Raw genomic sequence first — 24557 nt, 5'->3', positions numbered from 1 at the left:
TCCTTTTATTTCCAGATCCAAATATTGGCAAATCAACTTGACCAGAAACAACTCACTGGCCGCATGACGAAATCAGACAAGCTGTTTCATTGGCCGCCTGGACTCTTCCAAAATAAAAGTACGCTGCTCCTTGTTACCATCGATACGAAGTCTGTGCTCCGTACCGAACTCATCGATTACTACAAACTCGAATGCGTCTTCAGTTTCTCGTCCTACTTGCAGATCAGCAGAAACATACTGAACAAGCGTCAACTGTCCAGGTACTTTGTTGATCGGCACCGTCACGTAGCCGAGGGGGCCACGAAAGCTTGTTTTCAGTCCATAAATCGGTGCCAGATAACCATAAAAGTTTCTGCGACCATCCTGCGTACCGGGAATATTGCCTGACACATACACCTGCACCGCGTTTTCAGAATCATACTGATCCAATTTCACTTCACTGCTGAACCAGTCCAGAAGGTGAATCTGCCGGCCTTCTGCATGCAGACCGATATGATGGCTCTGGATCCAGTCATATCGGGCTACCTGTCGCTTCTCATCAAATCTGCTCAATGAGAAATTGCTCACTGGATACACTTTCGGCGGAATCGCCTCCAGCGTGACACTGCTGTCAAAACCTACTCCGTTGGTTCGCAATGTCACGTCGTTCATGACAATCTCGGCAGCGACTTCCATGATGCCGGGCCTGGAGGCGGAAACCCAGAACTCAAAAATCTGCACCGGGTCAGACTCGTCACTTATCCGATTGTCCCTGACACGCGGAACTTCAGTCACCCGTGCTGCACCGCCCGACATTTCATGAGCGTAACGGTTTTCCTGTACGGTTACGTTCCAGTCACCTTCCAGTGGTCGTGCACCGTTATAGGCAATCAACCGCAGTGACTTAAGAGCGGGATGCCCATACAGTGACGCGCCGTTTCCATTGTTATCGACGCCATGCAAAAGTACCAATACGCGTACCTGCATGCGACCGTTGGCGTACACAACTTTATGTCGGCCAGACTTTGCGGAATCGACCTTCAATTCGATACGGGAAATATCAATTTTCTCTTCAAACATCAAACAACACCTTGGCAATTAACAAATAGCGCTCGCTACCTGGAGCGCGCCAAAGCATTGACCCACAAACAACAAATCAGAAAAAGACCGAACACCCTACAAAACATTAACAACAACCACCAGGGAAACATTCCAATATCAAAACAAAAAACTCACACACCCTCTCAAACATCAAAAAAACGACACGTTACAGCTTGCAAGATTTACGCACTCCCTTTTCGGCCTTTGATTGCGGAGCTTTAATAAACATTCTCCTCCTGATTCCGGCCGAGCCGAAAGCAGAAGAAGAACGTTGAGCTACTTATATTTATCCAATCATGTTTGAAAAACACGACGACTGTTACTTTCATCAACAATCAGTCACTGTCCGAGCCGGTCCCGAATCCGCTCTCTGACGAGCCACTCTCAAACTCCGCCTCTGAAAGTGGCTCTTCGATCTGAATTTCAATTTTCCGATCCATACTGGAATTATCCAGATACTGGATAACGCGCTGCCTTGACGCGTTACTCAAGGGGTTATTCACCAGGCCGACAAACAAATCCTGTGTATCCGGAATATCGAATAATTCATCACCCAAATCGGAAATATCATTATCCTGCAGCGCCAGCACCCGGAGTTCTCCCAGGGCATCTACACCTGTAGGAACCTTGGAAAGACTCGCCTCATACAACGTCAATTCTTTCAAATCCGGCATGAAGCCTACATGCGGAGCGACTTTCAGAGGATTGCGTGCCAGATTCAACACCGTGAGCGTTTCTATTCTTGACACTCCTTCAGCCGTCGCCTCTGTGAGTTCAAGCGAACAATTATTCAGTGTGAGCTGACGCAACGCACGCATCTGAAAAATGCCTGGCGGGAGCTGTTCCATTTCTACACCAGCGACCATCAAGTATTGAACGTTGGGAAAACTGTCGAGGAACGCACCTATTCGAGTCCCCGGTATTCTGGCCTTCAATACCAGCTCTGTTACGTACTCGAACCGGGCGGATAACCCAGGTAATTCGCCAGAAAAATCGATGTCGGACGAAAAATGATAGTCACCGTATCCCCATCTCGAAACCGACTTGCGCTGCCAGATATCTTGCAGCATTGCGCTGAATTGCTCGCGCGCCTGGCGCTGCGCCGGAGATACCCAATGAGGTGAGGCCTTCCTGTCACGCCAGAGCGCCAGTTCATCACGCAATGTCTCAAACTCTTTTTCCAGTCGGGTCAATGTTCCCCACGGATCACTCTTCAGACGCTCGTTGATAAACGCCGTCTGCTCCTCATTCGAGAGCTGCGGATAGAGATCTCGTACACGGTCCGCAACCGACTTTGCCAACCTCGGATTGTTACCGGCTCCCCCTCTCATCCCTGCCGTTTGCCCGTAATGCACGGCGGCGGGATCGACAGCCAGCGGAAGTGGCGCCCGCCCCGGCGCTTCACTCACAGGTTCAACCGTTCGCCCGTGCAGCGAATTAAACCTTGCCATGTGATTGCGTGGATCGCTGTTGTCCAGCGCAACCCAGAACCGGCCCTCGCTGTCCGGTATCAGTAACGGGCCAGAAGGGCTGAGTTCTCTGGCTTGCATGGCGCGAAACAGGCCACTCTCGGGATCCGGTGCCACTTGCACAAAATGGACATCGTCAACGGGCACATACTGACGCTGCTTGAACATCCGGATGCCCTGGGCATCGGCCTCGCCGAGGCTTTTGGGCCTGGGAATCCGGTAATCGGTCAGGGCGGCCCCGGCGGCAAGCAGCGCAAACTCGTCGTTCGCGGGAAACAACGGGCTCACCTCCATAGCGACCGACGGCGTCACCGCGATCGAGTCAGGCGGCCGACTGGAAGGTTGCGACGGTTCCAGGCGAAGCGTCACGGGCAAATGCGGCATTGACGAAGGGGGAGACGGTGGCCGATATGAACCCACCGCGCCGGAATCGGGTGTTTTGTTTGGGTCGGGTACAGGTTTGACCTTTGGCGGTTTGCCAGCCATGAATGCTCATCCTTGAGGTGCTGTTGTGTTGACCCCGCATCATTGAAGGGTCAACGCCAGAATTGAGGTAAAGCACTTCCATGCAATTACCACGGGATTGAACATCACAGCTTATTGGCAGACACAGGTAAAACAGCTTAGATATCTACCACCCCCCCCCAAAACCTGGGTCAGCCTCGTTCCAGATAGATATTGCGCTCGATGAAATTCATGCGAATGGCCAGCCTGTGTTCCGTACCATATTGATCAATGGCACGAAAGTGAAACACATCGCCGAATCTGGACGCTGGCGCAAATGACGAGTATTCGGAAAGCGCTTGAACGACGGTCAGCTCGCCGTCGTGATCATTGACCCTGACAGCATAAAGCTTGTCGTACCGTGTAATTGCGTCATCAAAAACAAAGGCGATTGAATCACCGATAAATGGCAACTTTACACTCAGTTCACGTCGTTCAGGACGCACAACCGTGGCGCGCATATAGTTTGTTTTTGATTCATTGAGTTTGTTACCCCCTGCAAAATCATGGTCAACACCGGCATCAATTCCATCTGCAATCCAATCGACCAGTTTGATCTGCTGCCCTTGGGGATACAGACCCAGATAATAGTTCCAGATGCGATTGCCGGGTTCCTCATTACCGCGCCTGGTTTGATACCAGCGGAACTGTTCAATGGCATAGGTCTGCGGGAGCTGGGCCTCGATCGTTACGCTGCTGTCATGGACGCTGGAAAGCGTCGTGCCGTTACTCAGGATCCGCTGTCCGTTCAGCTTCAGGCGCGCAGCGATCTGGGTCGTCCCGGCCACCGAGGAAGATACCCAGAAGGTGCGCACCTGAGGATGGACACTGTCATCTTCCGCAACGTCGTCATTGACCTCGGAGGCAGTGAGCGAAGTTTTGGCTTCAAGGGGATACCGCCCTTGTTCGGTACTCGCGGCCCAGCCGTCGCGCAATGTTTTCCCAGTGCTGTAGTGAACAAGTTCGATGCTGTCCATTACATCCGCCGCCAGGTGCATCGCATTGCCGTCAACATCGACACCGGAAACCAATACTTGCACTTTCACCTGCATGCGGCCATTACCGTACAACGATTTACTGCGAGCGCCGTCACCGGCATCAAACTTCACTTTGAAATTTGAAAGGTACTGGATGACGGGCGGAATAATTTCCTGACCGGATGTTGCTCCTGCATTTTCATTCATGACGCTCTTCCTTTGAAGGTTTACTTATTGAAGACGGACATTGAAAAACCCATCAATCAAACAAGTAGCACAACCTCCAAAAAACCGAAAAAGCAAAAAATGTAAGAAACATTAATTTGCGAGTTACCAACAACTTGCAAAGCTGTTACTCAACAAACAAATGACTGCAAGAAGTATCAATGTTCGTCGTTATAGACAAACTTCGGCATTTCCCAATGGAAGCGAATCGCCAACAACCGCAGAAGAAAGCCACCGAACAGGGTGATCAGAATTGCCTGTTCACTCGGCACATTCAGATACAGACAAAGCATGTAACACCACGCCGCAGCGAACGAGACGCTGGCGTAGAGTTCACGGCGGAAGATCAACGGGATGTCGTTGCAGAAGATATCTCGCAGGATACCGCCGAACACCCCGGTGATCACGCCACTGACCGAAGCCACCAACATGCCGTGGCCCATTTCCAGCGCAGTCATGCAGCCAATCAGAGTGAATGCAACCAGACCGACTGCGTCGAGTACCAGAAACAGCGAACGCAGGTGACGCATCCAGCGGGCCGTGAACACGGTAATCATTGCCGCGACTGTGGTCAGCACCAGATATTCCGGGTGCTTGACCCAGGTCAGCGGGTAGTGGCCGAGCAGTACATCGCGCACCGAACCGCCGCCCAGCGCCGTGACGCAGGCGATCAGCACCACGCCGAACCAGTCCATGCCTCGGCGGCCCGCAGACAGGGCGCCGGTCATGGCTTCGGCAGTAATGGCGACGAGGTAGAGCATCAGCAACATGGTGGCGATCCTGGCGGGAAGGCGCGCAGTCTAGCCATTTCAGGGCTGCACCAGAAGAGGGCTTTGCTGAACGTGCGTGATGAGGGAAGGCGACAGCAAGCCCCCTCATCACATCGGTCAGCGATCTCAGAACTTGATGAAATGCTTGCGGTAGTGCTGCAACTCGGCGATGGACTCACGAATGTCGTCCAGCGCCAGATGGGTGCTGCCCTTCTTGAAGCTGTCACGCACGTCCGGTGCCCAGCGAGCCGCCAGCTCCTTGAGCGTGGAGACGTCGAGGTTGCGATAGTGGAAGTAGCTTTCCAGCGACTTCATGTGGGTATAGAGGAAGCGACGATCCTGGCAGATGCTGTTGCCACAGATCGGCGACTTGCCTTTCGGCACCCACTTTTCGAGGAAGGCGATGGTTTCGGCTTCGGCCTCGGCCATGCTCACGCGGCTTTCACGCACGCGCTGGGTCAGGCCGGAGTTGCCGTGGGTGCGAGTGTTCCACTCGTCCATGCGGGCGAGCACTTCGTCGCTGTGGTGGATGGCGATCACCGGGCCTTCGGCCAGGGTGTTCAGGTCACTGTCGGTGACGATGGTGGCCATTTCGATGATCACGTCGTTTTCCGGATCCAGACCGGTCATCTCCAGGTCGATCCAGATCAGGTTCTGTGGGTTCTGCATATTTCGACTCCTAGGCAATGCCGCGCAGTTTAGCCTAGGCCGATGCCCGGGCGTGCTAAACTCGCGGCCGTTTTACCTAATCGCTGCATTCTTCAGACGGAACACCCATGGCCAAACGCCAACTCAATCGTCGCCAGAACTGGCGCATCGAAAAGATTCAGGGCGAGCGCGCCGCCCGCGCCGCCAAACGCGAGTCCTCGGCGGTCGAGGCGCTCGAAGGCGGCGACCTGGGCCCGGAGCAACACGGCCTGGTGATCGCCCACTTCGGTGTGCAGGTCGAAGTCGAGGCCGTTGACGGCGAACTGGCCGGCCAGGTTTTCCGCTGCTATCTGCGAGCCAACCTGCCCGCGCTGGTGACCGGCGACCGAGTGGTCTGGCGTGCCGGCAACCAGGGCATCGGCGTGATTGTCGCGCAACTGCCGCGCACCACCGAGCTGTGCCGCCCGGACAGCCGTGGCCAGCTCAAACCGGTGGCCGCCAACGTCGACATGATCGTCATCGTCTTCGCCCCGCTGCCTGAGCCCCACGCCAACCTGATCGACCGTTATCTGGTCGCGGCCGAACACGCCGGCATCCGTCCGTTGCTGCTGCTGAACAAATTCGACCTGATCGACGAACAGAACGCCCCGGCGCTGAACGCGTTGCTGGCGGTGTACCGCACGCTGGGTTACCCGGTGCTGGAAGTCTCGGCACATCACGGCAATGGCATGGCACAGCTGCAGAAGCAGCTCGACGGGCGCATCAGCGTATTCGTCGGCCAGTCCGGTGTCGGCAAGTCATCGCTGGTCAACAGCCTGCTGCCGGATGTCGAAACCCGTGTCGGCCCGCTGTCCGAATGGTCCGGACAGGGTCAACACACGACGACCACCGCACGGCTGTTCCACTTCCCGGGCGGCGGTGAGCTGATCGACTCCCCGGGCATCCGCGAATTCGGCCTCGGCCACGTCAGCCGCGCCGATGTCGAGGCAGGGTTCATCGAGTTCGACGACCTGCTCGGTACCTGCCGCTTCCGTGACTGCAAGCACGATCGCGAACCGGGCTGTGCCTTGCTCAAGGCCCTTGAAGAAGGACGCATCCAGCAACAGCGGATGAACAGCTACCGCTCGATCATCGCCAGCCTGCCCGAAAACGGGTACTAGGCAACCGGACACAAAAAAGCCGCGATCATCTCGCGGCTTTTTTGCAGGTCACTGTTTCGGCGCAGGAGCCGGTGCAGTGGCCGGTGCAGCAGGCGCCGGGGCTGGCGCCGCGCTGCCCGGTTCGGCCGGTTTCGGCAGCGGGTCGTCGAACAGGTTCAGCCGTTCGCGCAACTCGTGGGCCGGCACCGGCTGCTGATCCGCCGGCAACGCGTTCGGATCGACCGGTTTGGCCGGATCGGCGCCGTTCTGCCCTTCTGCGGGTTTCGCCGGTTCAGCGCCTTGCGAACCTTCGATGGCCGCCTGGGCCTTCTTGGTCAGCACCACAATGTCGATGCGACGGTTGACAGGATTGAATGGGTTCTCCTTGTCGAACAGTGCCGACGAGGCGTAACCCACCACCCGTGCCACCTGCCCGTCCGGATAGCTGCCCGCCACCAGCGCACGCCGGGCGGCATTGGCACGGTTGGCCGAGAGCTCCCAGTTGCCGAAGTCGCCGGTGCCGGTGTACGGCTTGGCATCGGTATGGCCGCTGATGCTGATCTTGTTCGGCACTGCCTTGATGGTGTCGGCCATGGCCAGCAGGATGTCTTCGAAGTACGGCTTCAGGCGTGCGGAACCGGAGTCGAACATCGGCCGGTTCTCGGCGTCCATGATCTGGATGCGCAAGCCGTTCGGCGTGATTTCGAACAGGATCTGATCCTTGAACTTCTGCAGTTGCGGGTTCTCGTCGACCTTGTTCTGCAGTTCCTGCAGCAACAGTTCCAGACGTTCCTTCTCGACCTGCTCGGCCATGCCTTCGACCTGATCGGTGTCGACCGTGACCTTGTCCGGTTGCGGCTGAGACTTCACTTCAGGGTTGAGGGTGTTCTCCGGCGCCAGGGTCGGTGTACCGCCCAGATCGATGATGTAAGGCGTGCCGCTTTCCGAGAAGCCGACCGGGTCCTTGAAGTAACCGGCGATGGCGATCTTCTGCTCCGGTGTCGCGGTGGACAGCAGCCACAACACCAGAAAGAACGCCATCATCGCCGTCGCGAAGTCGGCGAAGGCGATCTTCCACGCCCCGCCGTGATGCCCGCCACCGTAGCGCTTGACGCGCTTGATGATTATCGGCTGGTTATTTTCCATGACTTAGCGACCGCGAACCGCTTGTTCCAGCTCGGCGAAGCTGGGGCGGTGAGCCGGGTACAGAACCTTGCGCCCGAATTCCACGGCCAGCGACGGCGGCATGCCGGAAGCCGAAGCCACCAGCGAAGCCTTGATGGCCTCGTAGACGTTAAGCTCTTCCTTGGCATCGTGGGCCAGGGAATGCGCCAGCGGGCCGAAGAAACCATAGGCCGCCAAGATACCGAAGAAGGTACCGACCAGTGCCGCACCTACGTGCAGACCGATGGATTTCTGGTCGCCGTCGCCCAGCGACGCCATGGTCACCACGATACCCAGTACCGCCGCGACGATACCGAAACCGGGCATGCCGTCGGCGATGCCGTTGACCGCGTGGGAAGGGTGCTCCAGTTCTTCCTTGAGACTGTACAGTTCCATGTCGAACAGCCCTTCGAGCTCATGCGGCGCCATGTTGCCGGACGACATGATGCGCAGGTAATCGCAGATGAACGCAGTCATGCGTTCGTCTTTCAGCACCGCCGGGTATTTGGCGAAGATCGGGCTCGCCGCGGCATCTTCGATGTCGCCTTCGATGGCCATCATGCCTTCGCGGCGGCTCTTGTTGAGGATTTCGTAGATCAGGCCGAGCACTTCCAGATAGAAAGTGTGGCTGAAACGCGAGCTGAACATGCCCAGAGCTTTCTTGAGCACGTGCATGGTCATGTAGCCGGGGTTGGCCTGGAGGAACGCCCCGAGTGCCGCACCACCGATGATCATCACCTCGAAAGGCTGGATCAGGGCGGCAATCTTGCCGTGGGAGAGCACGTATCCGCCGAGCACGCTCGCGAATACGACGATGATGCCGATAATTTTAGCCATAGATAGAAAGTACTTGTTTAAGTCGGGTTCAAGGTCATATTCGGAAGTTAAAAAATCTCTTCTTCTACTTATCGGCAAAACTGCGCCAGACTATAGCCAGTTCAGGCGAAAAGCCAATTTAGCCCGTGCCGGGCGCGTCTACAGCAGATCAAGATCCCGTCCAGACATGGCTAATGAAACGAACGTCCCACACGCAAGACCGACCACACTCGATGGCTGGGTGAAACTGCTCGATGGCGTGCGCCTGCCGGTGCCGCAAGAGGCTCACGACAAGGTCTGCCGTGCGATCCGCGACAATCGCAGCTCGTTGCGCGACATTGCCGACCTGATGCAGGACAGCCCGGCGCTGGCCCTGAGCATCATCCGCGAAGCCAACCGCCATACCTTGGGCAGCCTGACCGCACCGGCGGAAAACCTTGAAGTGGCGATCAATCGCCTCGGCCTTTCCCGCACCGAGGAGCTGCTGGCACGCCTGCCCGCCGAACCCCAGGCGCAAATCCCCCAGGCCCTGCGCCAGTTGCAGATGATCAGCCAGCACGCCACACAACAGGCCAACGGTTTTTTCGCCAGCCGCCTGGCGCGCCTCTGGCAGGACATTCACTGGGGCAGTCTGCTGTTTCTGTCGCCGCTGTGGCCGTTGGCGCTGATCTTTCCCAAACTGCTCGAAGAATGGGAAGTACGGGTCATTCATAAGGGCGAATCGGCCCGCGACGTGGAAAAACAATTGTTCGGCGTGCGCCTGCTGAAGATCGGTCAGGCACTGGTCGACGTCTGGCGCCTGCCGATCTGGGTGCAGCAGGGTTATCGCCTGCTGCTCAACGAACAGCGCGAACTGGTCAAGGTCTTGCGCATCGCCCGCGACGTCGATCACCCGCTGCGCCAGCAAAATCGCCTGGATGACGACCCGACCCTGCGCAACTGGCTCAATCAGCCGGCCAACACCGTGCTGCTGGCCAACGGTCTGGCGCTGTCGGCGCAACAGGCCTGGGACAGTCCGCACAGCGAGCGCTGGCAGTACCTCACCAGCCTCTATCTGCAGATTTCCCTGGACGAAGTGCAACAGCAACTGCACCAGCAAGCTGCCAACAGCGCGCGCCGGCATTCGATGCCGGATCTGTGGCATCCGGCAGTTTCGCTGCTTTGGCCGTCGGGCACTCGTCGCCTGCCTGCCGGCCTGCTGCCCGCCGCAGCACCCAATGCCGAAGACCTCGCCCAATGGCGCCGGCAATGCGCCGAGCTGTTGGCCGAGCCCAGCCGTTTCACCAATGCCATGCACCTGACCATCGCCGCCCGCGACGCGCTGGTGGCCAGCGGCATGCGACGGGTCATGATCCTGATGGCCGATCGCACTCAGTCCAGCCTGCGGGTGCAGCAGATTGCCGGTTTGCCGAAGGAAGCCGCTGCGCTCAATTTCGTCGTCAGCCAGAGCACGGTGCTGCAACGTTTGCTCGCGCAGCAGGCACAGGTGCGGATCACCCCGGACAACAACGCCCAGTTTTCCGCTCTGCTGCCGCCGTCCCTGCGCACACTGTTCCGGGGCGAACATCTGTTTCTGCGCTCGCTGGTCCATAACGGCCGGGTGATCATGATCGTGGTGGCCGATCAGGGCGGCGGGCCGTTCGCCGACATCACCGTGCAAGCCTTCGGCAAAACCGCGCAGTGCATCGAGAAAGCCCTGCACAGCTTTAGCCAGCGCGGCCAATGACAGCTACAATCCTTCCCCTTTGTGCTCTGGAGACCTCACATGTCTGACTTCTCTGGCCTGGCGCTGGTGATCGAGCCGAGCGACCTGCTCCCGCGCCTCGACGCCCGCAACCTGATTCTGGTGGATCTGACCAGTGCCGCCCGCTATGCCGAGGGTCACATTCCCGGCGCACGCTTCGTCGACCCGAAGCGCACCCAGCTGGGCCAGGCACCGGCTCCTGGCCTGTTGCCGACAAAAGAAAAACTCGAAGAGCTGTTCGGCGAACTGGGCCATAACAAGGACGCGGTGTACGTGGTCTATGACGACGAGGGCGGTGGCTGGGCCGGACGCTTCATCTGGCTGCTCGATGTCATCGGCCACGACAAGTATCACTACCTCGACGGCGGCCTGCCGGCGTGGCTGGCGGAAGGTTCGCCGATGTCGATCCAGGTCCCGCCTGCCGTCGGCGGCCCGGTATCCCTGACCCTGCACGACGAACCGACCGCCACCCGCGAGTACCTGCAAAGCCGCCTCGGCGCCGCTGACCTGGCGATCTGGGATGCCCGCGGGCCGCTGGAATATTCCGGCGAGAAAGTGCTGGCAGCCAAGGGTGGACACATTCCCGGCGCAGTCAATTTCGAATGGACGGCAGGCATGGATCAGGCGCGTCAGTTGCGCATTCGTACCGACATGCCGCAGATCCTGGAAAACCTCGGGATCACCAAGGACAAAGAAATCATCACTCACTGCCAGACCCATCACCGGTCCGGTTTCACTTATCTGGTGGCCAAGGCCCTCGGTTATCCGCGGGTCAAGGGTTATGCCGGTTCCTGGGGCGAATGGGGCAACCACCCCGACACCCCCGTCGAGCTTTAAGAATTTTCAAGGACAGTCATGAAAGAGCGTTTGTTTATCATCAGTCAGTACCTGCTGCCTCACCACTTGCTGTCGCGCCTGGCCGGCTGCATCGCCGAGTGCCGCGTGCGCTGGTTCAAGAATGCCTTCACCACCTGGTTCGCCAAGCGTTATCAGGTGGACATGTCCCAGGCACTGGTTGAGGACGTGACCGCTTACGAGCACTTCAACGCCTTCTTCACCCGTGCACTGAAAGACGGTGCACGCCCTCTGGATCAGACACCGGGCGCGATCCTCAGCCCGGCCGACGGTGCGATCAGCCAGCTCGGCCCGATCGAGCACGGTCGCATCTTCCAGGCCAAGGGCCACAGCTTCAGCGTGCTCGAACTGCTGGGTGGCGATGCCGCCAATGCGGCGCCGTTCATGGGGGGCGAGTTCGCGACCGTTTACCTGTCGCCGAAGGATTACCACCGTGTACACATGCCGCTGGCCGGCACCCTGCGCGAAATGGTCTACATCCCGGGCCGGATCTTCTCGGTCAACCAGACCACCGCGGAGAACGTTCCGGAACTGTTCGCCCGCAACGAGCGCGTAGCGTGCATCTTCGACACCGAGCGCGGGCCAATGGCCGTGGTGCTGGTGGGCGCGATGATCGTGGCCTCGATCGAAACCGTGTGGGCCGGTCTGGTCACGCCACCGAAGCGCGAGCTGAAAACCTTCCGCTACGACGAAGCCGCCCGAGCGCCGATCCATCTGGAAAAAGGTGCGGAACTGGGGCGCTTCAAGCTGGGTTCGACCGCGATCGTGCTGTTCGGGCCGGACCAGGTGAAATGGGTCGAGGAACTGAAAGCCGGTTCGCCGGTACAGATGGGTCAGGCCCTGGCGCTGTCGAACGCCTGAACCTGCCGATCCGCCCCTGCGCACGTCTGCGAAGGGGCGGACACGACCTGAACGGCGCCTTTACTCTATCTGCCCACGGAAGCCGATCGGCCCTTCGTTGGCGTAGGTATTGGTGCCACTGAGGTTTTTCCCGCCGTCACTCGAGGTGACATTCAGCGCGATAACATTCTGGTTATCCCGACCGCCGATCACCCATTTGCCACCTGGGTGCCATGGGGCATCGTTGCCACCCCACTGGTTCTCGACGTTGTACTGGTTCTGGCCAGTGCGCTGAGCCTTGAAGCCAATAGGGCCTTCGCCGGCGTAGGTCATGGTGCCGGTGAAGGTTTTGCCGCCGTCGCCGGACTTGATGTCGATGGCGACGACTTTCTGGTTGTCCCGCGCGCCCAGAACCCAGGTTCCACCCGGATGCCAAGGTGCCGAACTACCGCCCCATTGGTTTGCCACTGCGTATTTAGACATGAACCTCATCTCCTTGAAGTTGTTCAGAGACCTGCCCGACGTTGGCGGCAAGCCGTGCAACCGTGCGTTTCCGATCGCACGCCAAAGAGCCTAGTAGCGCCTGAGGAAATGGCATCAGGCCAGCAGACCAACGGTAAAAAAGCCTGACAAACGCCTGCGAAACAGGCCACAGCTGCTAGAGTTTTTGGCATTGCCCTATTCGCCGCCGGAGCTGGTCACGGCATGAGTGAGACTCGACAACCACCTCAACTGAGCGCCCCGACGCCCACTCAATTGCGCCTGTCTTTCTGCGACGCGACCCCGCGCGACCTCAAACGCTGGATCGCCGGACTGCCCAAGGCCAACATCGGCGAAACCGCACGCCAGCTCTATCAGGGACTCGGCGAACTCAATCAATTGCTGACGCGCAGCGACAACCGCCTGCAACTGCTGGAGCTGCTGCGGCCCGAGGTGTATTTCGTCTGTCAGCACCTTGAACGGCACTTTCTGCATCAGGCGATCATGCTCGACGAGCGCTCACGCAAGATCAGCAATCTGTGCCAGGCCCTGCAGGGCCATCTGGCCACCGGTTACAAACAGATCGTTTTGCGTATCGCCCCCAAATACACAAAGGACCGTGCAGCCCTGTTGAGCGAGGCCCTGCAACGCGCCACCCATGCGCTGAAAGGACAACTGGTGCGCGCCACGCAGCTCTACAGCCCGGCGCCGGAGCAACTGTGGTTTGAGCTGCACCAGTTGTTTCGCTGCGCCTGTGACTTGCAGCTGCAGCATCGTCGGGTACGTGATGAGCTGGCCAGCCTGACCGGTGAACTGAGCGTCGAACAGACCTATATCGCCGCGCTGTTGCTGGGCAGCGCTCGCTGCAATCAACTGCGGCAGAACCCGATCGCTCAACTCGCACAGGTCATCGAGCCTTGGAGCGCATGGCTGAAACTGCATCCCGGCCATTCGGGCGAAGGACTGTTTGCCATTTCCCCGGAGATCGACGCCGGCCCACGTTATCGCAGCAAGTTTCGCAGCGAACAACAGCCCGGTCTGCTTGGCTTCGATCCACAACCACTGGTGAAAGCCATCGAAGCTCACCTGCTGCATCAGGACACTTCAACACCGCTGCCCGTCCCCACGAGCCTGACCCTCGATACCTTGCAACATCTGTACGCCACCTGGGGCGAGGCGGCCGAGCGCAGTTTTCAGCGTACCGTCGGCCAGGGCACCCTGACCGTGTGTGTCGGCATGAGCGCCCTGCACTTCTATCTGGGTGGTGAACGCACGTTCAGCGAACTGCTCAAGCACCCTGGCTCGCGTGCCGCGAACTTCAGCCGGACGGTGGCTCAAGGCGAAAAGGACAGCTGGAGCCAGGCCTTCGACGCTGCTCCCCAGCGTAAGGCCGACGAGTTTCTGCCCTACGAGGAAATCCGTTACGAACCGCTGGCCGACGACGAGAGCGACGCCGACAGCCCGCCGCACTATCCGACTTACGCCCTGCCGGTCATCAACCACAGTCCCGGCGGTTATTGCCTGGCATGGCCCAAAGAGGTGCCCGCCGAGTTGCAGACCGGGGAAATGGTCGGCATTCAGGACACTGCCCATCAGGGCTGGAGCATTGCCGTAGTGCGCTGGATTCGTCAGGTACGCGGGGCCGGGACACAGATGGGCATCGAACTGGTCGCGCCACACGCCCGGCCCTGCGGGTTGCAACTGGTGCGTTCGCGGGACGAACACAGCCACTACCTGCGCGGTCTGCTGCTGCCGGAAATCAGTGCAATCGATCTGCCTGCAACCTTATTGGCGCCACGTCTGCCGTTTCAGGAAGGCAGCAAAGTACTGATCAACACCCAGGGCGAAGAGCACCGCGCCGGGCTGGATCGGCGGGTGGCAAGCACACACAGTTTCAATCAGTTTGCCTATCGTTCGCTGGAGACCGCGCAGGATGGCGGGGGCGAAGAGGATTTCGACGCGTTGTGGAAATCGCTTTGAGCCAGGACCGCAGTCGACGACTGCGATCCTGTGTCGCTGTCAGAGCTGCCCGTCGCGATCCCGGAAGCCCAACAGATACAGCACGCCATCCAGCCCGAGGGTCGAGATTGCTTGCTTCGCCGACTGCTTGACCAGTGGCTTGGCCCGGAACGCCACGCCCAGTCCGGCAATCGCCAGCATCGGCAGGTCGTTGGCACCGTCGCCCACGGCAATGGTCTGCTCCAGACGCAATCCTTCTTTTTCAGCCAGTTGCTTCAGCAGATCGGCCTTGCGCTGGGCATCGACGATCGGCTCGATCGCCACGCCCGTGCACTTGCCGTCGACCACTTCCAGTTCGTTGGCGAACACGTAGTCGATGCCAAGCTTCGCCTGCAGTTGCTTGGCAAAGTAGGTGAAACCGCCGGACAGGATCGCCGTCTTGTAGCCCAGACGCTTGAGTTCGGCGAACAGGATTTCGGCACCTTCGGTCAGGCGCAGGGAGGCGCCGATCGAGTCCAGCACACTCACATCCAGGCCCTTGAGCAGTGCCAGGCGCTCTTTGAAGCTGGCACGGAAATCCAGTTCGCCGGCCATCGCCCGCTCGGTGATCGCCGAAACCTGGTCGCCCACACCGGCGGCCTTGGCCAGCTCGTCGATGACTTCGGCTTCGATCAGGGTCGAATCCATGTCGAACACCGCCAGACGACGGTTGCGACGGAACAGCGAGTCTTCCTGGAAGGCGATATCGACGTTCAGTTCATGGGCCACGCTGAGGAATTCGGCGCGCAGGGCCTGTGGATCGGCGGCTTCGCCACGTACAGAGAACTCGATGCAGCCCTTGCCTTTGTCAGCCGGCGTGCCCAGCGGCATACGACCCGACAGACGGTCGATGTGGTCGATGTTCAGGCCATATTTGGCCGTGATCGAGCTGACGGCCTGCAACTGGCCGGCGGTGACCTTGCGGGTCAGCAGCGTGACGATATGGCGTTTCTTGCCTTGATTGCCCACCCATTGCTGGTAATCCTCTTCGGACACCGGGGTGAAACGCACTTGCTGGTCGAGCTCGTAGCCCTTGAACAGGATGTCCTTGAGCACCGACTTGCCTTGCTCGGTGTCGGGAATCTCCACGAGGATGCCGAACGACAGCATGTCGTGAATCACCGCCTGACCGATGTCGAGGATATTCACACCACCCTGAGCCAGGACGCCGGTAATGGCCGCAGTCAGACCCGGACGGTCGGCTCCGGTGATGTTAATCAGGACGATTTCGCGCAACGCGCACCCCCGCAACTGGAAAAAAACCGCATTCTACCCACTTTCAGTGACCATCGGGCACCGCCAGCGCTTTGCCGGTCTAGGGCCTGTCGCTATACTGCGCGTCAACTTCACGGACAAAAGAGCCGAGCTCAGTGAACCGGCCCACGCCAGTTAAAACCGATAACTTCTTCCTGCTGATCTTCCGTGCACTGCGCCACCGCCGTGTACCGATTGCATTGCGCATCGCCAGCCATAACGTGATCCTGGTCGCTCTGGCCCTGGTGATCTATGCCTGCGTGATGGGCTTGCAGTTCAAGCAGGCCATGCACGAGCAGGCGGATGCCCTGGGCGAAAGCCTGACCACGCAGACCGCCACTTCTGCCACCGAGCTGCTGGTGTCCAACGACATCCTCAGCCTCAACGTGCTGCTCAACAACCTGACCAAGAACAAGCTGGTAGCCCACGCCGCCATCTACAGCGTGGACAACCGCATCCTCGCCGAATCCGGTCAGCGGCCCAAACACGGCCTGCTGGGCGAAGCCGAGGGCATGTACGAGAGCAAGATCACCTTCCAGGACGTGACCGCCGGGCAACTGCGCATCAGCCTGGACATGGACCAGTTCCAGCAGCCGATGACCATCAGCCTGCAGAGCATGGGCATTCTGAGCGCGATCCTGCTGGCACTGTCGCTGGCTCTGAGCCTGCGCCTCGGCCGGCATATCTCCACACCGCTGCTGCAACTGCGCGTATGGCTGCGCCGGATCGACGAATTTACCCCGGGCACCGAGCGTCAGGACGAAATCGGCGACCTTGCCCGGCAACTGCACGCCAGCTACGCCCCGGAACCGGCCCCCAAACCTGAGCCGGAACCGGAACCCGAGTTCGAGGATGACGACATCGAGCCGGAATTCGAAGTGCGCAACCTGCGCGACCCGAGTTTCGACGAGAGCCGTCCGATGGCTGCGCAAAAGCCTGCGCCGCGCCATGTGGTCAGCACTGTTGAAGACGACGATGACGAAGATCCGTTTGCCGATCTGCGTGACGAATCGCTGAACGAAACCGCACAACCGGCAGTACGCCGGCCGACTCCGAGCGTGCCGCAACACACGGCGGTGCTGGCGGTGCAACTGGGTTCGCAAGAGCAATTGCGCCGTCTGCCACGGGCACGCCTGGAAGAGTTGCAGGAGCGTTATCGCGATTGCCTGGAGCAGGCCGCTTCGCTGTATCAGGGTGAAATTGAAACCCTGAACGACGGCAGCACGCTGATGCTGTTTCACACCGAAGACAGCGGCGACGATTACCTGACCAACGCCATCTGCTGCGGCGAGCTGCTGCGGGCTCTGGGTCATCAGTTGCAGATCGAGGTCGCCGACAGCGGCATCACCCTGCAATTGCAGTTGGGCCTGACCCTGGGCGATGAACTGTTCGGCCTGAGCCAGATCGACCTGCTGCTGACCGACTCCGCCCAGGATGCCCTGGCCCTGTCACAGCACAGCCGCAACCTGTTGCTGGTGGAGCGCAAGGTCGGCGACGACGCGCTGATCCGCCAGCGTGCGCGGATCCGGCCGATTGCCAGCCCTGAAGGCGCCTGCTGTGTTGAGCGGTTGATGGAGCCTTATCCGTCGATGCTCGAACGGCAGCTGGCGCGGATGCATGAGCGCCGGGCCTGAGGCCTTGTCCTTGATGTGAAGAAGCCCGCAGATGCGGGCTTTTTTGTTGCCTGCAAGCGCTCTTTCGCGAGCAGGCTCGCTCCCACACTTGATCAACGGCGTGCACATACCCTGTGGGAGCGAGCCTGCTCGCGAAGAGGCCAGCCCACACAATGCGGATCTTCAACTTCTGCATCGGTTGCGCGTGCTTCATCAGTCCTCTGCAGGGGACGGCTTGCTTGCGAAGAACACTGATGCCATGCAGCAGGCTCCCGGCCACCAGACATAACAAAGCCCGCACAAGGCGGGCTCTGTCCTGACTCGATACAGCCTTAGAAGCGGAACACTTCCATATCGGTACGAATCGGCGAGGCCATCGGGATCTTCGGTTGCTTCTCGGCTTCCACCGCCGGCGCTGCCGGTTTCGGTGCCGGTTTGCGTGGAGCTTCGGCAACCGGTGGCTGGTTGGCCAACGGCTTGAGCGCGACCGACAGTTGCTCGGCCAGGCGCTGCAGCAGAATGCCTTGCGCCTGAACCTGAGAAGCCGTACTGCCGTTGTGCAGCTCTTGCAAATGAACGATGCGGTTGTCACGCACCTGGCCACGACGGTCAAGCAGCCGCCACTGCGCGTCGAGAATCGCCGGCTGTTTCGCGCCCGAATCCAGGCGAGTGATGGTCAACAACACTTGAACATCCGGAGTGAACCCGGTGGTCGCCGGAGCCAGCACTACCCGCTGGCTGTCCAGACGACCGGCGACCTGACGCAGCAGCAGTTGATCGATATCCGACGACAGGCTGCCGGCCCAGCGACCATCGACCGCCGCCTGCAGGCTGCCATCGGGCTGGCGCTGCAACAGGGTTTCACGTTGCAGGTAGTCGGCAACGATTACAGGGCCCAGCAAAACCGCCATGCCCGCGCTTTGCGCAGGCTGAGCCGGACTTCCGCTGTCCAGCTGATACAGCGACACCGGCTGGTGTACGCTGCAACCCGCCAGGCCAAGCACGCCGGCGAGCAGGAAAATAAGGGGGCGCAGAGAAGTCATCATCCCGTCCAGGTGGTCGCCGCAAGGCTGACCACAGTGAAAATACTCAATAAATATGAAGATCGCTCGGCCACGCCGGCGTTTGCAAAGGCCATATCATCCGTGAATATGCGCTCCGACTCCAGCGCCAAAGCGCCGATCCACGGGTTAAATCGTAGATCGGGCGCTCTAGAGAGGCGTTCTCACTTGTTTTCTCCTGCATGGAGGTCAGTGCGAACGCCCGTTGGTCGCTTAATTGAGATTTTCGACGATCAGCGCGTCCACCCGCTGGAAGCCCCGCGGCAACTTGTTGCCACGCCGACCACGCTCACCCTTGTAGTGTTCGAGGTCATCGGCCTTCAGCGACAAGGTACGTTTTCCGGCCTGCAGCACCAGTGTGGCGCCTTCAGGAAGAACGGCGATGTCCGTGACATATTCTTCGCGACTGGCCACACGCTCACCGGAGATGCCGATGATCTTGTTGCCTTTGCCCTTTCCTAATTGTGGCAGATCGCTGATTTTGAAGATCAACAGGCGCCCCTCGGTCGTCACCGAAGCCAGCCAGTTCTGATCACGGTCGGGCACCGGACGCGGGGCGATGACCCTGGCGTTGTTCGGCAGGCTCAACAACGCCTTGCCCGCCTTGTTCTTGGCTTGCAGGTCTTCACCCTTGACCACGAAACCGTAACCGGCGTCGGATGCAATCACGTACAACGCATCGTCCTCGGGCATCAGTACGCATTCGAAGGTGGCGCCAGGCGGCGGTGTCAGACGGCCGGTCAGCGGCTCGCCCTGGCCCCGCGCAGAAGGCAGGGTATGCGCGGCAACCGAATAACTGCGACCCGTAGAGTCGATGACCACGGCGGACTGGTTGGAGCGCCCCGCCGCCGACGTCTTGAAACCGTCGCCAGCCTTGTACGACAGGCCGGTGGCGTCGATATCGTGGCCCTTGGCCGAACGAATCCAGCCCTTTTCCGACAGCACGACGGTGACTTTCTCGTTAGGCAGCAGATCGTGTTCGGTCAGCGCCTTGGCTTCTGCGCGCTCGACGATTGGCGAGCGACGGTCGTCGCCGTAGGTTTCAGCGTCCTTGAGCAGTTCGCTGCGAACCAGTTTTTTCAGTTTGGCTTCGCTGCTCAGCAGCGCTTGCAGTTTGGCCTGCTCCTTGAGCAGTTCGTCCTGTTCGTCGCGCAGCTTCATCTCTTCCAGTCGCGCCAACTGACGCAGACGGGTGTCGAGGATGTAGTCGGCCTGGATTTCGCTCAGAGCAAAGCGCTCGATCAATTTGGCTTTCGGTTGATCCTCGGTACGGATAATGTGGATCACCTCGTCCAGATTGAGGTAAGCGATCAGCAAACCGTCCAACAGGTGCAGGCGACGCTCGACCTTGTCGAGACGGAATTGCAGGCGGCGACGCACGGTCAGCACGCGGAATTCCAGCCACTCCACCAGCAAGGCACGGAGGTTTTTCAGCTGCGGCTTGCCGTCCAGACCGATGATGTTGACGTTGACCCGGTAGGTCGACTCCAGCTCGGTGCTGGCGAACAGGTGCTGCATCAGCGCTTCGTGATCGACACGGCTGTTGACCGGAATGATCACGATGCGGCATGGGTTCTCGTGGTCGGATTCGTCACGCAGGTCGGCGATCTGCGGCGCCTTCGACGGCTTGGCCTGCATCAGCGCGGCGATCTGCTCCAGCACCTTGGCCCCGGAGACCTGATGCGGCAGTGCGGTAATGATGATGTCGCCGTCCTCGACGTGGTACACGGCGCGCATGCGCACCGAGCCCTTGCCGGTTTCGTACATTTTCAGCAGGTCGGCGCGCGGGGTGATGATTTCCGCTTCAGTCGGGTAATCCGGGCCCTGGATGTGTTCGCAGAGCTGTTCGACCGTGGCTTTCGGCTCATCGAGCAGGCGCACGCACGCCGTGGCGACTTCGCGCAGGTTGTGCGGCGGCACGTCGGTGGCCATGCCCACGGCAATACCGGTGGTGCCGTTGAGCAGGATGTTCGGCAACCGGGCCGGCAACACCAGCGGCTCCTGAAGGGTGCCGTCGAAGTTCGGGCCCCAGTCCGCAGTGCCCTGGCCCAGCTCGCTGAGCAGCACTTCGGAATAACGCGACAACCGTGCCTCGGTGTAACGCATGGCGGCGAAGGATTTCGGATCGTCCGGCGCACCCCAGTTACCCTGGCCGTCCACCAATGTGTAGCGATAGCTGAACGGCTGGGCCATCAGCACCATCGCTTCGTAACACGCCGAGTCGCCGTGGGGGTGGAATTTGCCGAGCACGTCGCCGACGGTGCGCGCCGACTTCTTGTGCTTGGAATCGGCGTCCAGCCCCAGCTCGCTCATGGCGTAGACGATACGCCGCTGTACCGGTTTCAGACCGTCGCCGATATGCGGCAGGGCACGGTCCATGATCACGTACATGGAGTAGTTGAGGTAGGCATTTTCGGTGAAGTCAGCCAGCGACCGGCGTTCTACACCGTCCAGGCTGAGATCAAGGGAGTCGCTCATGCGGGCCTCATCGGTTCGTTGTCTGGCGCAGCAGCATGGTGCCACCGCGCTGGGTAAATTCAAGTTTGTTCAGGGCGCTCATGCCGAGCAGCACCTGATCGCCATGCAGACCGGGCGCCACCAGTGCGCGGACGTCCCGCAGCACGATGTCGCCCAGTTGCAGGCGGTCGATACGGGTGCGATAGCCCTGGCTCAGGCCGTTGGCCGTGCTCAGGGTCACACCGAAACCTTCTTCCAGTCGCAGGTCTTTAGCCACCTCGGCCGGAATTGCCACGTCGGTCGCGCCGGTGTCGAGCATGAACTCCACCGGCCGGCCATTGATCAGTCCGCTGACGACGAAATGTCCCTGGGCGTTACCCGCCAGTTTCACTTCGATCACGCCGCCCACCTGCTGCGAACTGACCACCACATTGGGATTGCGCTGGCGGTCTTCCCACTGGCCGAAAAACCGCGTCGCCAGAAACAGGGCCGCGCACCAGGCCAGAATCATCAACACCCGACCGGCGCGCTTGCCCGGTGGCTGCTGGCTCAAGGTCTGGCACTCCAGCCACCCTCGGGAGCGGCGAAACGCCAGACGATCGGGCGGACCTCACCATCGGCACGGGGGCCGAAATTATTGTCGACGCCAACCCATGCGCCATCGGCATCGATGACCAATGCCTCTTCCAGTCCGAAATTCTGTGCGTAACGACGATTGCTCTGCAGCAGCTCGGCCGCGTACGACCAGCAAAGCTCGACCTTGGCCGTTTGCGGATCGCGGCGGCAAATCTGGTAAGCGTTGCGTTCAAGGGTGAACAGTTTGCCGTTGAACAAGGACAGGTCGGAAAAGTCCCGATTGACCGGTCTGGCCTTGGGAAACTGCGGCGGCTGCATTTCCATGCCACCCTCGCTGAGCAACACGCAGCGGCCATCGCAGTCCCACACCGTCTGCTGGCGTTTGATCATCAGCAGGCCACGGTTTTGCCGTTCGGCGGCCAGCCACATCTGATCACCCGCCGGGTTGATCGCCAGACCTTCGAAGATCGCATTGAACTGCAGCAGCATGCCGCTGGCCCGCGCCTCGCGGACCATCATCGGCGAGATTTTCATCCACGATGATGGCCCCTGCGGCGGCACTTGCAATACGGCGGCGTGGCCTTCGCTCACTACGTAGCGATTGCCGGCACTGTCGCAGGTGATCCCTTCGAAATCCAGGTCGCCGCCGCGAACAAACGACGCCGCCCAGGTCCGCGATTTGATGCCCCACGGCAAACCGCTGTCAGGCACCGGCGGCGGATCGATGCGCACGGCCGTGGCCTGCCAGACCGGGTGGCGGGTGTCGAGGCGATAGATCTGATCGTCGTCCCGGTCCGAAACCGTCCACAGTTCGTTGCCGCACGAGGCCAGCCCCGAGAGGTTGCCGCCACGCATGCCTTCGACCGGATGCTCGGAGAGCACGCGCAGTTCCTGCACGGGCTCCGCCGATACGGTCATCGAGCCCAGCAGCAACGCACCCGCCAGGACCCGGCCGAAGCGCATCAGACCAGGACCTCGGCCAGGTTGCCCTTGGATTCGAGCCAGGATTTGCGGTCACCGGCGCGCTTCTTCGCCAGCAGCATGTCCATGATCTCCGAGGTCTGAGTGAAGTCTTCGCCGAGGGTCAACTGCACGAGACGCCGGGTGTTGGGGTCCATGGTGGTTTCACGCAGCTGCGGCGGGTTCATCTCACCCAGGCCCTTGAATCGGGTGACCTGTGGCTTGCCACGTTTCTTCTCGGCCACCAGACGGTCAAGAATCCCGTCACGCTCGGCTTCGTCGAGGGCGTAGTAGATTTCCTTGCCCAGGTCGATGCGATACAGCGGCGGCATCGCGACGTAGACGTGACCGGCCTCCACCAGCGGACGGAAATGCTGGACGAACAAGGCACACAGCAAGGTGGCGATGTGCAGGCCGTCGGAGTCGGCGTCGGCGAGGATGCAGATCTTGCCGTAGCGCAACTGGCTCATGTCCTCGGCGCCCGGATCGACACCGATGGCCACCGCGATGTTGTGCACTTCCTGGCTGGCCAGCACTTCACTGCCGTCGACTTCCCAGGTGTTGAGGATCTTGCCCCGCAACGGCAGGATCGCCTGGAACTCCTTGTCCCGCGCCTGCTTGGCCGAACCGCCGGCGGAATCACCTTCCACCAGGAACAGCTCGGAACGCATCGGATCCTGCCCGGCACAGTCCGCCAGTTTGCCCGGCAGCGCCGGCCCCTGGGTGATGCGTTTGCGCTCGACTTTCTTGCTCGCTTTCAGACGCCGGCCAGCGTTGCTGATCGCCAGCTCCGCCAGCGCCAGACCGGTTTCCGGGTTAGCGTTGAGCCACAGGCTGAACGCATCCTTGACCACACCGGAGACAAACGCCGCCGCCTCACGTGAAGACAGACGCTCCTTGGTCTGACCGGAGAATTGCGGCTCCTGCATTTTCATCGACAGGACGAAGGCGATGCGTTCCCAGACGTCCTCCGGCGCCAGTTTGACGCCACGCGGCAGCAGGCTGCGGAATTCGCAGAACTCGCGCATTGCGTCGAGCAGACCCTGACGCAGACCGTTGACGTGGGTGCCGCCCTGCTCCGTCGGAATCAGGTTGACGTAGCTTTCGGTGACCGAGGTGCCACCTTCAGGCAGCCACAGCAGGGCCCACTCGACCGCTTCCTTGGCGCCGGCCAGGTTGCCGCAGAATGGCGCGTCCGGCAGGCGTTCGAATTCGCTGACCGCGTCGACCAGATAGGAACGCAGGCCATCTTCGTAATGCCACTCGACCTTTTCGCCGGTGCCTTTGTCTTCGAAGCTGATCAACAGACCCGGGCACAGCACGGCCTTGGCCTTGAGCACGTGCTTGAGGCGGCTGATGGAGAACTTCGGCGAATCGAAGTATTTCGGGTCCGGCGCGAAGTACACGCTGGTGCCGGTGTTGCGCTTGCCGACGGTACCGATCACTTGCAGGTCGGTGGCCTTGAAGCCGTCGGCGAAGGTCATTTCATATTCGTTGCCGTCACGCTTGACCCGCACCCGCACCTGAGTGGACAAGGCGTTGACCACGGAAATGCCCACCCCGTGCAGACCGCCGGAGAACTGGTAGTTCTTGTTGGAAAACTTGCCGCCCGCATGGAGCTTGGTGAGGATCAGCTCAACGCCCGACACCCCCTCTTCCGGGTGGATATCGACCGGCATGCCGCGGCCGTCGTCGCAGACTTCCAGCGAGTGATCGGCGTGGAGGATGACCTGGATCGATTTGGCGTGGCCGGCCAGGGCTTCGTCGACGCTGTTGTCGATGACTTCCTGGGCAAGGTGGTTCGGCCGACTGGTGTCGGTGTACATGCCGGGGCGCTTGCGCACCGGGTCGAGGCCCGAGAGGACTTCGATGGCGTCGGCGTTATAGGAGCTAGCGCTGGGAGTGGCCATAAGGTCTCGTCGTCAGT

At 60.2% G+C, this 24557-nt stretch carries 20 protein-coding genes; 6 read left to right on the top strand and 14 right to left on the bottom strand.

Features of this window, described 5'->3' with window-relative positions:
• Positions 1 to 72: 72 nt before the first annotated feature.
• The 5 genes from NWV16_RS03525 to orn all read right to left on the bottom strand — a co-directional run bounded on the left by NWV16_RS03525 (position 73) and on the right by orn (position 5694).
• Positions 73 to 1059, bottom strand: coding sequence for a hypothetical protein (locus NWV16_RS03525; protein ID WP_260521989.1), 987 nt, complete (start codon positions 1057 to 1059; stop codon positions 73 to 75).
• Between the two features lie 356 nt (positions 1060 to 1415).
• On the bottom strand, positions 1416 to 3035 hold the full coding sequence (locus NWV16_RS03520) for a leucine-rich repeat domain-containing protein (RefSeq protein ID WP_260521988.1): 1620 nt from the start codon (positions 3033 to 3035) through the stop codon (positions 1416 to 1418).
• 170 nt (positions 3036 to 3205) lie between these two features.
• Complete coding sequence (locus tag NWV16_RS03515; RefSeq protein ID WP_260521987.1) at positions 3206 to 4237, bottom strand: hypothetical protein; 1032 nt, start codon at positions 4235 to 4237, stop codon at positions 3206 to 3208.
• Positions 4238 to 4413: 176 nt separating this feature from the next.
• The gene (locus NWV16_RS03510) at positions 4414 to 5025 is read right to left on the bottom strand and encodes a trimeric intracellular cation channel family protein (RefSeq protein ID WP_064379088.1); all 612 of its coding nucleotides are present in this window, start codon (positions 5023 to 5025) and stop codon (positions 4414 to 4416) included.
• A gap of 126 nt (positions 5026 to 5151) precedes the next feature.
• Entirely contained in the window at positions 5152 to 5694 is a 543-nt protein-coding gene (gene orn, locus NWV16_RS03505; protein ID WP_065258764.1) for an oligoribonuclease, read from the bottom strand.
• Between the two features lie 107 nt (positions 5695 to 5801).
• Here orn and rsgA point away from each other — a divergent pair, with 107 nt between their 5' ends.
• Positions 5802 to 6833: a small ribosomal subunit biogenesis GTPase RsgA gene (gene rsgA, locus NWV16_RS03500; protein ID WP_260521986.1), complete on the top strand. Its 1032-nt coding sequence runs from the start codon at positions 5802 to 5804 to the stop codon at positions 6831 to 6833.
• A 48-nt stretch (positions 6834 to 6881) separates the two neighbouring features.
• Here rsgA and motB read toward each other — a convergent pair whose 3' ends face one another.
• Complete coding sequence (motB, locus tag NWV16_RS03495; RefSeq protein ID WP_114881206.1) at positions 6882 to 7958, bottom strand: flagellar motor protein MotB; 1077 nt, start codon at positions 7956 to 7958, stop codon at positions 6882 to 6884.
• Between the two features lie 3 nt (positions 7959 to 7961).
• A complete protein-coding gene (motA, locus tag NWV16_RS03490; protein WP_065258761.1) occupies positions 7962 to 8813 on the bottom strand; it encodes a flagellar motor stator protein MotA in 852 nt (283 codons plus the stop codon).
• Between the two features lie 166 nt (positions 8814 to 8979).
• On the opposite strand from motA, the gene NWV16_RS03485 reads away from it, so the two are divergent.
• From NWV16_RS03485 to asd, 3 genes are read left to right on the top strand one after another with little or no spacing between them, the layout of a single operon-like run.
• Positions 8980 to 10518: an HDOD domain-containing protein gene (locus NWV16_RS03485; RefSeq protein ID WP_260521985.1), complete on the top strand. Its 1539-nt coding sequence runs from the start codon at positions 8980 to 8982 to the stop codon at positions 10516 to 10518.
• A gap of 39 nt (positions 10519 to 10557) precedes the next feature.
• A complete protein-coding gene (rhdA, locus tag NWV16_RS03480; protein WP_085732654.1) occupies positions 10558 to 11373 on the top strand; it encodes a thiosulfate sulfurtransferase in 816 nt (271 codons plus the stop codon).
• An 18-nt stretch (positions 11374 to 11391) separates the two neighbouring features.
• Entirely contained in the window at positions 11392 to 12252 is an 861-nt protein-coding gene (asd, locus tag NWV16_RS03475) for an archaetidylserine decarboxylase (protein WP_065258758.1), read from the top strand.
• A gap of 60 nt (positions 12253 to 12312) precedes the next feature.
• Here asd and NWV16_RS03470 read toward each other — a convergent pair whose 3' ends face one another.
• Positions 12313 to 12714: a lectin OAA gene (locus NWV16_RS03470; protein ID WP_065258757.1), complete on the bottom strand. Its 402-nt coding sequence runs from the start codon at positions 12712 to 12714 to the stop codon at positions 12313 to 12315.
• Between the two features lie 222 nt (positions 12715 to 12936).
• Here NWV16_RS03470 and NWV16_RS03465 point away from each other — a divergent pair, with 222 nt between their 5' ends.
• Complete coding sequence (locus NWV16_RS03465) at positions 12937 to 14691, top strand: molecular chaperone (protein WP_260521984.1); 1755 nt, start codon at positions 12937 to 12939, stop codon at positions 14689 to 14691.
• Positions 14692 to 14730: 39 nt separating this feature from the next.
• On the opposite strand, the gene serB is transcribed toward NWV16_RS03465, so the two are convergent.
• A complete protein-coding gene (serB, locus tag NWV16_RS03460) occupies positions 14731 to 15945 on the bottom strand; it encodes a phosphoserine phosphatase SerB (protein ID WP_260521983.1) in 1215 nt (404 codons plus the stop codon).
• 134 nt (positions 15946 to 16079) lie between these two features.
• Between serB and NWV16_RS03455 the strand changes: the two genes are divergently transcribed.
• Positions 16080 to 17597, top strand: a complete 1518-nt coding sequence (locus NWV16_RS03455) for an AhpA/YtjB family protein (RefSeq protein ID WP_260521982.1) — start codon at positions 16080 to 16082, stop codon at positions 17595 to 17597.
• A gap of 311 nt (positions 17598 to 17908) precedes the next feature.
• On the opposite strand, the gene NWV16_RS03450 is transcribed toward NWV16_RS03455, so the two are convergent.
• The 5 genes from NWV16_RS03450 to parE form a co-directional block, all read right to left on the bottom strand.
• Positions 17909 to 18619, bottom strand: a complete 711-nt coding sequence (locus NWV16_RS03450; protein ID WP_260521981.1) for a membrane integrity-associated transporter subunit PqiC — start codon at positions 18617 to 18619, stop codon at positions 17909 to 17911.
• A 231-nt stretch (positions 18620 to 18850) separates the two neighbouring features.
• Positions 18851 to 21115, bottom strand: a complete 2265-nt coding sequence (gene parC / locus NWV16_RS03445; protein ID WP_260521980.1) for a DNA topoisomerase IV subunit A — start codon at positions 21113 to 21115, stop codon at positions 18851 to 18853.
• A gap of 7 nt (positions 21116 to 21122) precedes the next feature.
• Complete coding sequence (locus NWV16_RS03440; protein ID WP_260521979.1) at positions 21123 to 21647, bottom strand: TIGR02281 family clan AA aspartic protease; 525 nt, start codon at positions 21645 to 21647, stop codon at positions 21123 to 21125.
• Positions 21644 to 22633, bottom strand: a complete 990-nt coding sequence (locus tag NWV16_RS03435; RefSeq protein ID WP_260521978.1) for an esterase-like activity of phytase family protein — start codon at positions 22631 to 22633, stop codon at positions 21644 to 21646. The genes NWV16_RS03440 and NWV16_RS03435 overlap by 4 nt, the downstream gene beginning before the upstream one ends.
• Positions 22633 to 24540, bottom strand: a complete 1908-nt coding sequence (parE, locus tag NWV16_RS03430; RefSeq protein WP_065258749.1) for a DNA topoisomerase IV subunit B — start codon at positions 24538 to 24540, stop codon at positions 22633 to 22635. The genes NWV16_RS03435 and parE overlap by 1 nt, the downstream gene beginning before the upstream one ends.
• Positions 24541 to 24557 lie beyond the last annotated feature (17 nt).

The sequence above is a fragment of the Pseudomonas sp. BW7P1 genome, assembly GCF_024981055.1.
Taxonomy (GTDB): Bacteria; Pseudomonadota; Gammaproteobacteria; order Pseudomonadales; family Pseudomonadaceae; genus Aquipseudomonas; species Aquipseudomonas bananamidigenes.
This window is presented reverse-complemented; position numbering and strand designations above follow the sequence as displayed.

Excerpts from the sequence above, each read along its gene's own strand:
- NWV16_RS03525 (WP_260521989.1), bottom strand. The coding sequence starts at position 1,059 with ATGTTTGAAGAGAAAATTGATATTTCCCGTATCGAATTGAAGGTCGAT.
- NWV16_RS03520 (WP_260521988.1), bottom strand. The coding sequence starts at position 3,035 with ATGGCTGGCAAACCGCCAAAGGTCAAACCTGTACCCGACCCAAACAAA.
- NWV16_RS03515 (WP_260521987.1), bottom strand. The coding sequence starts at position 4,237 with ATGAATGAAAATGCAGGAGCAACATCCGGTCAGGAAATTATTCCGCCC.
- NWV16_RS03510 (WP_064379088.1), bottom strand. The coding sequence starts at position 5,025 with ATGTTGCTGATGCTCTACCTCGTCGCCATTACTGCCGAAGCCATGACC.
- orn (WP_065258764.1), bottom strand. The coding sequence starts at position 5,694 with ATGCAGAACCCACAGAACCTGATCTGGATCGACCTGGAGATGACCGGT.
- rsgA (WP_260521986.1), top strand. The coding sequence starts at position 5,802 with ATGGCCAAACGCCAACTCAATCGTCGCCAGAACTGGCGCATCGAAAAG.
- motB (WP_114881206.1), bottom strand. The coding sequence starts at position 7,958 with ATGGAAAATAACCAGCCGATAATCATCAAGCGCGTCAAGCGCTACGGT.
- motA (WP_065258761.1), bottom strand. The coding sequence starts at position 8,813 with ATGGCTAAAATTATCGGCATCATCGTCGTATTCGCGAGCGTGCTCGGC.
- NWV16_RS03485 (WP_260521985.1), top strand. The coding sequence starts at position 8,980 with ATGGCTAATGAAACGAACGTCCCACACGCAAGACCGACCACACTCGAT.
- rhdA (WP_085732654.1), top strand. The coding sequence starts at position 10,558 with ATGTCTGACTTCTCTGGCCTGGCGCTGGTGATCGAGCCGAGCGACCTG.
- asd (WP_065258758.1), top strand. The coding sequence starts at position 11,392 with ATGAAAGAGCGTTTGTTTATCATCAGTCAGTACCTGCTGCCTCACCAC.
- NWV16_RS03470 (WP_065258757.1), bottom strand. The coding sequence starts at position 12,714 with ATGTCTAAATACGCAGTGGCAAACCAATGGGGCGGTAGTTCGGCACCT.
- NWV16_RS03465 (WP_260521984.1), top strand. The coding sequence starts at position 12,937 with ATGAGTGAGACTCGACAACCACCTCAACTGAGCGCCCCGACGCCCACT.
- NWV16_RS03450 (WP_260521981.1), bottom strand. The coding sequence starts at position 18,619 with ATGACTTCTCTGCGCCCCCTTATTTTCCTGCTCGCCGGCGTGCTTGGC.
- parC (WP_260521980.1), bottom strand. The coding sequence starts at position 21,115 with ATGAGCGACTCCCTTGATCTCAGCCTGGACGGTGTAGAACGCCGGTCG.
- NWV16_RS03435 (WP_260521978.1), bottom strand. The coding sequence starts at position 22,633 with ATGCGCTTCGGCCGGGTCCTGGCGGGTGCGTTGCTGCTGGGCTCGATG.
- parE (WP_065258749.1), bottom strand. The coding sequence starts at position 24,540 with ATGGCCACTCCCAGCGCTAGCTCCTATAACGCCGACGCCATCGAAGTC.